Source organism: Streptomyces sp. NPDC005805 (genome assembly GCF_040630445.1).
Classification (GTDB): domain Bacteria; phylum Actinomycetota; class Actinomycetes; order Streptomycetales; family Streptomycetaceae; genus Streptomyces.
Genome location: NZ_JBEXXN010000005.1, coordinates 62,691 through 74,755 on the forward strand (window position 1 = coordinate 62,691; position 12,065 = coordinate 74,755).

General features: G+C 72.1%; 11 protein-coding genes. 6 read left to right on the forward strand and 5 right to left on the reverse strand.

Going from position 1 to position 12,065, the window contains the following annotated elements:
- Window positions 1-187 precede the first annotated feature (187 nt).
- From ABZ457_RS04825 to ABZ457_RS04845, 5 genes are read left to right on the forward strand one after another with little or no spacing between them, the layout of a single operon-like run.
- Complete coding sequence (locus tag ABZ457_RS04825) at window positions 188-2,011, forward strand: type IV secretory system conjugative DNA transfer family protein (protein ID WP_359153891.1); 1,824 nt, start codon at window positions 188-190, stop codon at window positions 2,009-2,011.
- 11 nt (window positions 2,012-2,022) lie between these two features.
- A complete protein-coding gene (locus tag ABZ457_RS04830; protein WP_359153893.1) occupies window positions 2,023-2,649 on the forward strand; it encodes a hypothetical protein in 627 nt (208 codons plus the stop codon).
- Window positions 2,646-3,134, forward strand: a complete 489-nt coding sequence (locus ABZ457_RS04835; RefSeq protein WP_359153895.1) for a hypothetical protein — start codon at window positions 2,646-2,648, stop codon at window positions 3,132-3,134. Before ABZ457_RS04830 ends, ABZ457_RS04835 begins: the two co-directional genes overlap by 4 nt.
- A complete protein-coding gene (locus ABZ457_RS04840; RefSeq protein WP_359153897.1) occupies window positions 3,131-4,108 on the forward strand; it encodes a hypothetical protein in 978 nt (325 codons plus the stop codon). Before ABZ457_RS04835 ends, ABZ457_RS04840 begins: the two co-directional genes overlap by 4 nt.
- Window positions 4,109-4,140: 32 nt before the next feature.
- The gene (locus ABZ457_RS04845) at window positions 4,141-5,466 is read left to right on the forward strand and encodes a PQQ-binding-like beta-propeller repeat protein (protein ID WP_359153899.1); all 1,326 of its coding nucleotides are present in this window, start codon (window positions 4,141-4,143) and stop codon (window positions 5,464-5,466) included.
- A gap of 109 nt (window positions 5,467-5,575) precedes the next feature.
- Here the strand turns inward: ABZ457_RS04845 and ABZ457_RS04850 are convergent, their stop codons facing one another.
- Together ABZ457_RS04850 and ABZ457_RS04855 are read right to left on the reverse strand one after the other, a co-directional pair.
- The gene (locus ABZ457_RS04850) at window positions 5,576-6,838 is read right to left on the reverse strand and encodes an Ig-like domain-containing protein (RefSeq protein ID WP_359153902.1); all 1,263 of its coding nucleotides are present in this window, start codon (window positions 6,836-6,838) and stop codon (window positions 5,576-5,578) included.
- A gap of 664 nt (window positions 6,839-7,502) precedes the next feature.
- Window positions 7,503-7,901, reverse strand: a complete 399-nt coding sequence (locus tag ABZ457_RS04855) for a hypothetical protein (protein ID WP_359153904.1) — start codon at window positions 7,899-7,901, stop codon at window positions 7,503-7,505.
- A 106-nt stretch (window positions 7,902-8,007) separates the two neighbouring features.
- Here ABZ457_RS04855 and ABZ457_RS04860 point away from each other — a divergent pair, with 106 nt between their 5' ends.
- A complete protein-coding gene (locus ABZ457_RS04860; RefSeq protein WP_359153906.1) occupies window positions 8,008-8,358 on the forward strand; it encodes a hypothetical protein in 351 nt (116 codons plus the stop codon).
- A 46-nt stretch (window positions 8,359-8,404) separates the two neighbouring features.
- Here ABZ457_RS04860 and hutH read toward each other — a convergent pair whose 3' ends face one another.
- The 3 genes from hutH to ABZ457_RS04875 form a co-directional block, all read right to left on the reverse strand.
- Window positions 8,405-9,946 carry a histidine ammonia-lyase gene (gene hutH, locus ABZ457_RS04865; RefSeq protein ID WP_359154094.1) on the reverse strand — a complete coding sequence of 514 codons (1,542 nt, stop codon included), beginning with the start codon at window positions 9,944-9,946 and terminating at the stop codon, window positions 8,405-8,407.
- Between the two features lie 61 nt (window positions 9,947-10,007).
- Window positions 10,008-10,772 carry a DUF899 family protein gene (locus ABZ457_RS04870; RefSeq protein ID WP_359153908.1) on the reverse strand — a complete coding sequence of 255 codons (765 nt, stop codon included), beginning with the start codon at window positions 10,770-10,772 and terminating at the stop codon, window positions 10,008-10,010.
- A gap of 52 nt (window positions 10,773-10,824) precedes the next feature.
- The gene (locus ABZ457_RS04875; RefSeq protein WP_359153910.1) at window positions 10,825-11,997 is read right to left on the reverse strand and encodes a GGDEF domain-containing protein; all 1,173 of its coding nucleotides are present in this window, start codon (window positions 11,995-11,997) and stop codon (window positions 10,825-10,827) included.
- Window positions 11,998-12,065: the final 68 nt, after the last annotated feature.

Here is a 12,065-nt window from a genome sequence, read left to right on the forward strand (position 1 = left end):
CCGACCGCAGGAGCCGGTCGGCGAACCCGGTGACCGGGCGGGCCGAGTGTAACCACAACCTCGGACAGCCCGGCGGCCAACCTCACTCCGTGAGCGGCCCAACTGCCCCTAAAATTGCAGATGCTACGGTCAGCCTGATCACGACGGCATTGAGCCGGGCGAGTTCCGGCGCATCGGGGGGATGAAAATGAGCCGCGGACGTGACGTGGGGCGCAAGCCCCAGAAGACCGAGGCCAAGGGAGAGACGACCGTCCTGAAGGCCGGCTGCGGTATCGCCGCCGTCGCCGTCTCCTGGCATCTCGCCGTGTGGGCGACCGCGGACGGACTGGCCCTGTCCGACGTCACGTCCACCGTGGCCGCCCTGATCGTCAACAAGCCCCTCGACGGTCTCGGCGACGGCATTCGGCCGGCGTCGGCCGGCGTCACGCTCGCCGTCTGGGCCGCGTTTCTCCTCGGGCCCGTCGCCGTGGGATGGCTCGTGGCCCGCGCTGTGCGGCGCCGGTCGCGCAGCCGGGGCGGCGAAGGGCTCGCCTCGGCGAACGAGGCCCGGTACGCCCTCGGCGAGCAACGGGCCCGCTCCGCCGCCGCGATGACCCGGGCGACGACCTTCAGCCGCGGGGACGGCAGTTTCGACTCCCGCGCGGCGGCCAGGGCCGACCTGAAGGAGGTCGGCTGGCTCCTCGCACGCCAACTCCACACCGGGCAACCGCTGGTGGCCACTCCCGAGGACTCCGTGGCCGTCATCGCCCCGTCCGGCGCGGGCAAGTCACGTACCGTCGTCGTCCCCGCGTGCCTGGACGCTCCCGGCCCGCTCGTCGTCACCTCCACCCGGGCCGACGTTCTCGACGTCATCGCCGAGCCCCGCTCCCGGCTCGGCAGGGTGTGGGTCTTCGATCCGCTCGACACGGTCGGATGGCCCGAGCGCATGGTCTGGGACCCGGTCGCCGGCTGCCAGGACGGCGAGACCGCCACCTCCCGGGCACTGTCGTTCTCGGTCGGCATGGGTGCCGACGACTCGTCCTCCACCAACGCCGGCTTCTTCCAGCAGACCGCCTCCTCCGCCCTCACCCGGCTCCTCCACGCCGCCGCGCTCGAAGGCCGGACCATCGAGCACGTGATGCGCTGGGCGACCAACCTCGAGAACGCCGACGAACCCCGCGCGATCCTCACCGACCACCCCGGCGCCGAGCCGGGCTGGGACGTGCTGCTGAGGTCCGTCTCCACCGGGGCGGACGAGACGGTCGCCTCCACCCGGCAAACCCTCGCCGCCCAGATCGAGCCCCTCGCGCTGCGCAAGGTCCTGCGGTGCGTGACCCCGCAGGAGGGTGTGCCCGTCTTCGACGCCGACCGGTTCGTGGCCTCCCGCGACACCCTGGTCCTCATCAGCGACGCCAACGCCTCCACCAACGTCTCACCGCTGACGACCATGCTCCTCGGCGAGGTCGTCGACGCCGCCAAGCGCCGCGCACCGAGGCTCGCCTCGGGCCGCCTGGACCCCTTCCTGCGCCTGGTCCTGGACGAGGTCGCCAACGTCGCCCCGCTGCCGAAGCTCCCCGCGCTCGCCTCCGACGCGCGCGGCTACGGCATCCACATCGTGTACGCCCTCCAGTCCCTCGCCCAGGCCGTCCTGCGCTGGGGCGAGCAGGAGGCCGACACCCTGCTCGACAACGCGGCCGCCACCCTGGTCATGGGCGGGCTCAAGGACATCGAGGCACTTCGCCGCTTCTCCGAACTCGTCGGCGAGACCGAGATGCGGGAGGTCTCCACCTCCCGCGAGTCCAACCGCCTCTTCGTCTCGACCAGTTCCCACACCGAGCGCGAGCGCCGGGTACTCCGCCCCGAGGAGATCAGGCAGCTGCCGAGCGGGCAGGCGCTGCTCCTCTTCCGCGGCGCGCCCGGTGTGATCGCCGAACTCCTGCCGTGGGACGCCCGGAGCGACGGCAGGCAACTGCGGGCCGCCGAACAGGCGACCCGGGCACGACGGGTCGGCCCGCACCTGGAGAAGGCGTGAACGGAGAGGGCGTGAACACGGAGACCACCCCGGTGCTCGCCTCCTCCGTCGCACGCCTCGCACAGGACGTCGACGCGATGCGGCAGCACCGGGAGAAACTCGAGACCCTGGTGCGCACCTTCGCCACCCGGGTGAAGACCGACCAGCGCGAGATCGAGAGCGTGCTCTCCGAGATCCTGGGCCGGCTCCATGTGCTGGAGGAGAGCCGCCCCGCCTCCGCCTCGCCGCACGGGGTGGACCGGCCCGTGGGCAGCCCCTGGTCGCACCGGGCGACGGACCGCGACTGGCGGGACCTGTCGGCCTGGGTGGACTGGCTCGGCGGGCACTACGCGCCGCAACTCCATCTGCGCATCTGGCCCTGCTGGCCGGCCCACGGGGGTGTGGCCGAGGAGCTGGCGGCGCTGCGTGGAGCCTGGCTCGCCGCCTCCGAGGCCGACGCGGCGTCGGGGGGCACGGGCCAGGAGATGGCCTACTGGCATCAGATGTGGCTCTGGCCGACCGTCGAACGGATCCACCAGAACTACACCTTCAAGAACTGCGAATCCGACCACTCACCCGACCGCCCCGGCCGCCCCACGGACGCGGCGGCGCTCGAGGCGCGCATCAAGGCCGCGTCCGCCAGGAGGAACGACGTATGAGCGAGCAGTACGAGTATTTCGTCCGCGTGTCACCGGGATACACGGTCGACCGCCCCGCCAACCTGTGGCGGCGCAACGGGGACTCCTGGGAGTACCTGTCCCTGCTCACCTGGGAGTGGCGCCCGGTCGCCGAACCCGAGAAGTACCTGCCGAAGCGGGAGGCACTGCACTCCGTGACCGCGGAGCGGGCCGCGGAGCTCGAGGCGGACCGTCAGGGGTGGGTGCGGTACTGGGCCGAATACGGCAGCGAGGCGTCCTGGCGAAGCGGCAAGGCACCGTATTCGGTCGTACGGCGCCGCAGCAGCCCCGAGCGTGTTCATGACGAGGCTTTCATGGTCACCAACACCTGGGAGACGACGGACCGGGTCTACGACCACTTCAGCGCGCGCTCCGACGAGCTCACACACCTCGTGGAGGTCACCCCCGACGAGGCCGAACGGCTGCTCCAGCAGGTCCGCGGCGTGAGCGGGGCCACCGCGTTGTGATCGACGAGACGGGGGCATGGCACGGAGAGGGCACCGACGAGGGCCGCACGCTCACACCCGAGCAGAACAAGCTCGTCACGGACAGCTGGCACCGGGCGCAGCAGGGCCGAGCGGAACTCGACCGGAAGCTGGTCGGCATCGAAGAGTCCCACGCCACCAGGGGCGGGAGGCTGGAAGGGCTGGAGTACTCGCTCAAGGGCCTGGACTCGCTGCGCCGCAAGGTGGCGAAGTCCGCCATGCGCGGCGTGCCGGTCGAAGAGCTCCTTGAGCAGAACAACGACCTCCACCGCTACACCCTGACCTTTCCCACCGCCGAGTACACCGCCGCCACGGAGCAGGTGTACGGGCAGCTGCGGGAACAGGGTTACCGTCCCGTGCCCGGCTCGGAGAAGAACACCTGGGAAGACCCCGTGTACAAGGGGCTCAACACGACCTGGGAGAACCCCGATCGGGGCGAGAAGTTCGAGCTCCAGTTCCACACGCCGGACAGTTTCCGCGCCAAGATGGACAACCACGAGCTGTACGAACTCGCCCGCTCCGACCAGTTCAAGCAGCGGTTCAACGATCCGGAGCTCGAGAAGAGCTACCTCGCCGCGACCGACATCCTCCAGAACGAGCGGTACGAGAACGTCGCGATCCCCCCTGGTGTGGAGCGACTGGGCGAGCGCAAGATCCGCGTCGCGCTCGACCACAGCCTCGATCCGGCCATCGTCGAGAACGTCCGCCGCTTCGAGAGCGAGGTCCGCGCCGAGAACGAGGCGAAGGCCGCGGCGGCGAAACCCTCGGCCCCCGCGGAGGCCGAGGTCAGCGAGGACCTGACCGAACTGCTCCAGGACGACGGGCCCAGCCTCCGCGACCGCATCCAACCCCCCGGGGCACTCCCCGCCCAGCGAACCGACGCCCCCGCGCCCACGCTCGGCGAAGCCCCGCTCCCCGGAATCGACCAGGGACGCCCCAAAGGCCGCCGCCTGTGACGGTCCGGCCTCTTCCACGAAAGGCAATTCCCTTGCGTACCTGGCGATCACTGACCGCCGTGGCCACCGCCGCGCTGCTCGGCGGCGTACTCACCGCCTGCGGCGGGGACGGGGCGAAGGAGAACGCGGACGGGCGGTCCGGTGACAAGGCGTCACCGTCCGCCACCGCGAAAGCTCCCGCCCGCAAGACCTTCGATCCGCCGGTCAGGTTCGACGCCGAGAACGAGACGCGGCTGCCCGACTCCCTGAAGCTCTCGCCGGAGCTGGGGAGCATCGGTTTCAGCACCCCCACGTTCGCCCTGTACGAGGGGCTCGCCTACACGGTGAGCGAGGAGAAGCTCTCGGCCTATGACACCGTCGGCGGCGAGACGGTGTGGTCCGCCCCGGTCGGTCGAGGTCAGCAGCGTCCCTACGTCGTGGCCAACGGGGACGGCGCCCTGGTGATCGCGGCGGTATCGGTCACGACCGGCGGCACGGGCACCTCGAAGGCGACGACCTCGACGGAGGTCGTCGCGCTCGACGCGCGCACCGGTACCGAGAAGTGGCGGACGGCGGTCGGCGCGGAGGGGGACCTCATCGGCGCCGACGCCACCGCCGCGGTCGTCGCCGAGACCGAGACCAACGCCGACACCGAGACCGAGACCGGTGCCGTCCGGGCGCTCGACCCGGCGACCGGGAAGGAACTCTGGCAGAAGCAGGACGCCGGACTCGTCGACCCCGTCTACAGCGGCGGCGCGGTCGTCGGCGTGGTGCGGAGCACCGAGAAGTTCACGGCCGAGGGCCGGAGCGAGACCTTCGAGAACCGGTTCACCCGGCTCGTGGGACTCTCCGCGAAGGACGGCTCCAAGCTGTGGGAGCAGTACGCCAAGAGCACGACTCTGAAGGCGCGGGCAATCGGCACCGGTCTGCTCCAGGTCCAGGCGGTCTACCAGTCGCTCTCCGGTGACTTCGGCGACGACACCGAGGGCGTGGTCGACGCCCGGACCGGAAAGCAGCTCGTCCGGCTCCCGCTGCGAGAAGGCACCGACGCCAACGCCTGGACCTGCGTCTACGACGAGCGCAGCGTCGTGGTGTGCGGCAGCACGGAGCACACCTCCGACGAGGTGAACGGCTACGACGCCGTCTCCGGCAAGAAGCTGTGGTCCCTGCCCACCGGGGACCGGACCTCGCTGGAGGTCACCACGGCCTGGCACGGCGCCGTCTACGGGGAGGCGAAGAGCGGCCCCGTCGTCCTCGACGCCCGCACCGGAGCCGACCGGGAGACGGCGCCCGGCGTGGCCCCGAGCGCGGTGGACGGCGGTGTCGGCCTCGTCAAGGGCAACCGGGGCAGCCTGGAGGCCCACCTGGCCGTCGGCTGACCGGAGCCAGAGCCCAGAGCCAGAGCACCCCGCACCCCCGCACACACGAAGCGGCGGCCCTCCCGGTCGGGAGGGCCGCCGCTTCGGTGTCGGGGCGGGGTGGCGCGGATCAGACCGCGGAGCCGGCCTTCCACTGGGACCAGGTCATGTTCCAGCCGTTGAGGCCGTTGTCCGGCTGGATGACCTTGTCCTTGGAGTTCTTCACGATCACGACGTCGCCGATGATCGAGTTGTTGTAGAACCACGCGGCGGGCTGGTTCGGGTCGCCCGCGCCCTTGACGTCGTTCAGGCCCACGCAGCCGTGGCTGGTGTTGGCGTTGCCGAAGATCGAGTCGGCGCCCCAGTAGTTGCCGTGCAGGAAGGTGCCCGACGTGGACAGGCGCATGGCGTGCGGCACGTCCTTGATGTCGTACTCGCCCTTGCCGTCGTCGTCGGTGAAGCCGACCGTCGCGCCGTTCATCCGGGTCTCCTTGAACTTCTCGGAGATCACCATCTGACCGTTGTAGGTCGGGTTGTCCGGGGAGCCGGCGGAGATCGGGACGGTCTTGATCGTCTTGCCGTCCTGGGTGACCGTCATCTGCTTGGTGCTGACGTCGACGGTGGAGACCTGGTTGCGGCCGATCTTGAAGGTGACGGTCTTCTGCTGGACGCCGTAGACGCCGTCCGCGCCCTCGACGCCGTCCAGCGCGAGCTTCAGCGTGACGGTCGAGCCCTCGGTCCAGTACTGGTCCGGGCGGAAGTCCAGGCGCTGGTTGTTGAACCAGTGCCCGACGACCTCCTGGCCGCTGCTGGAGCTGACCGTGATGCCGGACTGGACGGCCTTGCGGTCGGTGATCGCCTTGTTGAAGTTGATCGAGACCGGCATGCCGACGCCGACGGTCGAGCCGTCCTCGGGCGTGAAGTTCCCGATGAAGCTGTTGTCGGGCGAGACCGTGGTGAAGGACGAGTTCTCGTGGGCCTCCAGGCCGTCGGCGTCCTTCGCCGTCACGGAGAGCTTGTAGGTGGTGGAGCGCTCCAGCTGCGCGTCCGGCTTCCAGCTCTTGCCGTCGGCGGCGATGGTGCCCTTGACGGCGGTGCCGTCGGCGCCGGTCAGGGTGACCTCGGTCAGCGTGCCGTCGGTGACGGTGACCTTGGCGGCGTTGTTGATGCTGGCGTTGTCGGAGCCGTTCTTCGGGGAGATCGCTATTCGCGCCTTGGAGACCTCCTTGGCGGCCGCCTCGTCGACCTGCGCCTGCGACGTCTTCGAGCTGTCGGACCCCGTGCCCTTGTCGCCGTCGCTGCAGGCGGAAAGCACCAGCACGCCCCCGAGCACCGCGGACACGGCCACCAGACCCCTGCGCCGCTTGCTGTCCGTCATCACACGCTTCTCCATCGTCGCCGATTTCCCCAGACCGTCACTGTGGACAATCCCCATCTCAGGGCATCCGGTTCCACATCCGCGAAGGATGTGGGGAACGCCACTGCCGGTCGCGCGACCCCCCGCGCCCCGCTCACCGATGTGATCGACGCGTGCGGCGGCCGGTTGGTTGCACGGGCCGGCGGACCGGTGCGGACGCGGCGCGACGACCCTTCCGTCGCGCCCGCCGTACACCGGCCGTCCGGCGCTCCGCCAGTTCGCCTGCCCGGGGATCCGGTGCCTGAAGCACCCGAATCCGGGCGGCGGAGGTCCGGTGGTCGACCGGACACGGCGGTGGTGCCGGCCCGCCCCCATCATCCTCCTTGCCGGGGCCTCCTCCGCACCACCCCCTCGCCCACCGCTCACCCCGGCCTCGGAAGGCGGGCACCCCGGCCCGGGCGGAGGGCGCCCCGGCGCGTACTCCCCCGGGCGTACGCGCCGCCCCGGACCCGCTCGTATCGTGACGATGTGATCCGCGTCTCGTCCCCGACCCGCCGCCCCGATGCGCGTGGCCGTCGCCCGCGCCCCGGTGGCCGACGGACGCCGCCGTCCTCGTCCTCCTCGGCGCGGCGCACCGGCGGTCGGCCCGCCGGGAGGGGTGAGAGCGCCCGCCCGCCCCCGGCCCGCAGGTCCGGGCCCGTCAGCGGGGACCCCCGCCGGGCTCCTCCCCGGAGTCGTCGTCGGAGTCCTCGTCGGCGTCGGAGTCGTCGTCGGCGTCGGAGTCCTCGTCGGAGTCGTCGTCGAGGTCCCAGTCGTCCGCGTCCGGGTCGTAGTCGACCTGCTCACTGGTCCAGGACGCCTGCGCCAGCTCCACCCCCGGCACCTCGGCGACCAGGTCGAACGGGTCGACGAGGTACGCCAGCGCCTCCGCCTCGTCCTCGCGGACCGCCGAGCCGGCGTGCGCGCGCTCCTCGTCCGGCATCAGCTCGTCGGCCGTGATGCGCTCCAGGGCGGCCCCGGTCAGGGCGTCCGGGTCCTCGATCTCCAGGACCAGTTCCACTCGCAGCCGCACAAAACGTGATGTCTCGTCAGTGGTCATGGACGGGAGCGTAGGGGCCGGTGCCCTCGGGTTTCCGGAGACCCGCTGCGTTCACTAGCATCAGCGCGTTCAATGATTCGAACGACCGTTGATGGGGAAGGTGTTCGTGTCCGTCGCACGTCGTCCGCTGCTCACCGCGACCGCCGCAGGGTCCCTGCTGTGCGCGCTGTGGTTCGTCCCTTCGGCGAACGCGAGCGGTGAGAGCAGACAGGGCCAGGCGCACGCCGCGGCCGGCACCGTCACCTCGGCCCGGAACGCCGTCGCCCCCGAGGCGGGCCCCGGCAGCGACGGCAAGAGCCAGGACCAGAGCCACGACCAGGACCAGGACCTCCGGCTGGCGGACACCGGCGGCGTGAACACCACCCCGTACGTCATCGCCGGGTCGGCGTTCCTCGCGATCGGCGCGGGCTTCGTCGCCTACTCGGTCCGCCGCGGCGGCGGCGCCTACCCGGCCTGACCCCGCGCGCGCCGCGCACGGGGCCAGGAAGAGAGGGCCGGGGACGTCAGGCGAGCGGGCCGGTCACCGGCTCCACCGCCGCCAGCAGCCGCCCGTCCCGCACGAACGCCTCGGCCGCCGCCAGGTCCGGTGCCAGGAAGCGGTCCGGACCGGGCCCCTGGGCGCCGGCCTCCCGCAGCGCGGCGATCGCCGCCTGCGAGGCGGGCGCCGGGGTGAGGTGCCGGCGCAGTTCGATGCCCCGGGTGGCCGCGTACAGCTCGACGGCGAGGACCCGGGCCAGGTTGCCGACCGCGGTGCGCAGCTTGCGGGCCGCGGACCAGCCCATCGACACATGGTCCTCCTGCATCGCGGAGGACGGGATGGAGTCCGCGGACGCCGGCACGGCGAGGCGCTTCAGCTCGGCGACCAGAGCGGCCTGCGTGTACTGGGCGATCATCAGACCGGAGTCCACGCCGGCGTCGTCCGCGAGGAACGGCGGCAGGCCGTGGGAGCGGTTCTTGTCGAGCAGCCGGTCCGTGCGGCGCTCCGCGATGGAGCCCAGGTCGGCGACGGCGATCGCGAGGAAGTCCAGGACATAGGCGACGGGCGCGCCGTGGAAGTTCCCGTTGGACTCCACCCGGCCGTCGGGCAGCACCACGGGGTTGTCGACGGCGGCGGCCAGTTCGCGGTCCGCGACCAGGCGGGCGTGGGCCATGGTGTCCCGGCCGGCGCCGGCGACCTGGGGGGCGCAGCGCACCGAGTAGGCGTCCTGGACGCGCGGGGCCTCCTCCTCCTGGAAGTGGCCGGTCAGCCCGGAGCCCTTGAGGACGGCGAGCATATTGGCGGCGGAGGCGCCCTGCCCGGGGTGCGGCCGGATGGCGTGCAGTTCGGGCGCGAGGACCTTCTCGGTGCCGAGCAGGGCCTCCAGGGAGAGCGCGGCGGTGATGTCGGCGGACTTGTAGAGGCGGTCGAGGTCGGCGAGGGCCATGACGAGCATGCCGAGCATCCCGTCGGTGCCGTTGAGAAGGGCCAGGCCCTCCTTCTCGCGCAGGACGACCGGCTCGATGCCGTACTCGGCGAGCAGTTCACCGGCCGGGCGGACGGTGCCGTCGGGCCCCTCCGCGTCCCCCTCCCCCATCAGCGCGAGCGCGCAGTGCGAGAGCGGCGCGAGGTCGCCGGAGCAGCCGAGGGAGCCGTGCTCGTGGACGACGGGGGTGATGCCCGCGTTCAGCAGGTCCGCCATGGTCTGCGCGACCTCGGGGCGGACGCCGGTGCGGCCGGAGCACACCGTCTTCAGCCGCAGGAACATCAGCGCCCGCACGACCTCCCGTTCGACGCGCGGGCCCATGCCGGCGGCGTGCGAGCGGACGATGTTGCGCTGGAGCTGGGCACGGAGTTCGGGGCTGATGTGCCGGGTCGCGAGGGCTCCGAAGCCGGTGGAGACCCCGTAGACGGGCTCGGGCCTGGCGGCCAGGGCGTCCACCACGGCACGGGCCTCGGCGAGGGCGGCGCGGGCCTCGGCGGAGAGCTCGACACGGGCGCCCCGGCGGGCCACGGCGACGACGTCATCGGCGGTGGTACCGGACGTCCCCACCACGACAGTGTGCATATCCATATTCAGCAGCGTACGTTTTGAATCGCTACCTGTCACGAGGCGGTCGGGGACCGCTTCAGGGCGGCGTGAGGTCGTCGGAGCGCCCGGCCTCGATACGCGGCCACTGGGAGATCGGGCGCCCGCCGAGGCGCATCGGGTGCTCGGGCGGTGCGTCCCGCTCCTGCGGCCAGCCGGGCGGCGAGTCCTCCCACAGCTCCTGGCGGCCGTACGCGGTGAGGTCGATGAGCGCGTAGCTGTAGTCCATCTGCTCCACGCCCCGCAGCGTGGTCCAGTACGTCTCGTACACCCGGTCCCCGTCCCGCAGGTAGCAGACCAGGTGCATCATGCCGACCCGGCGGCCGACCAGCAGTTCGTCCACCGACGGGAGGGCCGAGTACCACGGCACCTCCCATCCCATGAAGTCCCGGTAGCGGCGGCTCTCCTCGTACGGGCCCTGGCAGAAGACGGCGTAGGTGATGTCGCGGGAGTGGAGGAAGGACAGGTCCTGGACCTGGGTGGTGACCCAGGTGCAGCCCTCGCACTGACCGGCCGCGTCATGGCCCTCGTGCCACATGAAGTAGTAGGCGATGAGCTGCCGCCGCCCCTCGAACGCGTCGAGCAGGGTGAGCGGCCCGTCCGGCCCGGTCAGCTCCAGGTCGGCGGGCACCTCGACCATGGGCAGCCGGCGCCGGGCCGCGGCGATGGCGTCGCCCTCCCGGGTGTGCGCCTTCTCCCGGACGCGCAGGGCCTCGATCTCCGCCTGGTGGGCGGCCCGGTCCACCACGGGCGGCAGCGGCCACGCGGGGCCGGGCCCGTTCGCGTACTGAGGGTGCTCCGTCATGGTCGTCCCGTCCTGTTCCTCGTGGGTCGTCGGTACGTCGGCCGGCGGCGGGTCACGGCTCGCTCCACGGCTCCTGGGCCTCCGGGTCCTCCTCCGGCTGGGCGTCCCGGAACCGCCGGCGGTCCTGGGGCGAACGCGGCGGGGAGTCGGCCAGCCGCAGGACCGTTCCGTCCCGGCCGGCGACCACGGGGCCGGGTGAGCGGGCCGCCTTGGCCCGGTACTGGGCGGCGTCGGCCAGCCGGAACAGCCGCCGGCCGCTGCGCACCTCCCCGATGGCGTCCCCGGTGGAGGCGACCCCGCAGGCCACTCCCGCGCCGAGCTCCAACTCCCCCGCCCGCACGCACAGTTCAGCGGCCGCCGCGATCACGTCGTCGGCCGGCGGGCCCTCGGCGACGAGACAGAACTCGTCACCGCCGAGCCGGGCCGCGAGCGCGCCCGGGAGCATCGCCCCGCACCGGGACAGCACCGAGCCGAACCGTTCCAGCAGCCGGTCCCCGACCGCGTGCCCCAGGGTGTCGTTGACCTGCTTGAGGCCGTTGAGGTCGCAGACGACCAGACTCACCACCACCCCGTCGCGACGGTGGTTCTCCAGGGCCTCGTCCAGCCGGGTGTCGACGGCCCGGCGGTTCGCCAGGCCGGTCAGCGGGTCGGTGAACGCGAGGGTGCGGACCTCCTCCAGCCGCTCGGTCTGCGCTATCCCGGCGGCGACGACGGCGGCGAGCACGGCAGCGAAGTCGGCGTCCTCCCGGCCGAAGACGGGTGCGCCGAGGGGCCGCGCCACATACAGCTCGCCCCAGGCGCGGCCGTGCAGCACGATCGGGGCGACCACACAGCAGCCGCGCCGCCGCCGTCGCAGCGCGGCCACCCGCTGGTGGCAGTAGCCGTGGCCGGGAGTCGCCGGTCCGTCCGCCGTCTCCACCCAGGCATCCGGCTCCCCGCCGCCCGCCCACTGCTCGTGCAGAAACTCGGTGATCTCGGGGAAACGGTTCACCGGATAGGTCTCCGCCTCCGGGAACTCCTCCTCGCCCTCGGCCCGTTGCCCGGCGTTGACCAGGACCTTCAGCCGCCCCAGCTCCCGCTCCCAGACGGAGAGCGCCCCGAAGGTGCCGTCGAGGGCGACACAGGCCCCGAGGGCCGCCGCCCGCCAGGACTCCCGAGGGGTGTGGGCGGCCGCCATCGCCTGCGCCAGCGCCACGACGGCCCGCAAACGCCGATCCTCAGCCATCCCCCCACACTAGAGAGGTTTGTCCGAATACGATCGGTTGACGCGAAAGTGATCACTCACAACGCCCC

Bases quoted from the DNA above. Each gene is read 5' to 3' on its own strand.
- ABZ457_RS04850 (WP_359153902.1), bottom strand. From the start codon at position 6,838: ATGGAGAAGCGTGTGATGACGGACAGCAAGCGGCGCAGGGGTCTGGTG.
- ABZ457_RS04870 (WP_359153908.1), bottom strand. From the start codon at position 10,772: ATGACGGAGCACCCTCAGTACGCGAACGGGCCCGGCCCCGCGTGGCCG.
- ABZ457_RS04835 (WP_359153895.1), top strand. From the start codon at position 2,646: ATGAGCGAGCAGTACGAGTATTTCGTCCGCGTGTCACCGGGATACACG.
- hutH (WP_359154094.1), bottom strand. From the start codon at position 9,946: ATGCACACTGTCGTGGTGGGGACGTCCGGTACCACCGCCGATGACGTC.
- ABZ457_RS04875 (WP_359153910.1), bottom strand. From the start codon at position 11,997: ATGGCTGAGGATCGGCGTTTGCGGGCCGTCGTGGCGCTGGCGCAGGCG.
- ABZ457_RS04825 (WP_359153891.1), top strand. From the start codon at position 188: ATGAGCCGCGGACGTGACGTGGGGCGCAAGCCCCAGAAGACCGAGGCC.
- ABZ457_RS04855 (WP_359153904.1), bottom strand. From the start codon at position 7,901: ATGACCACTGACGAGACATCACGTTTTGTGCGGCTGCGAGTGGAACTG.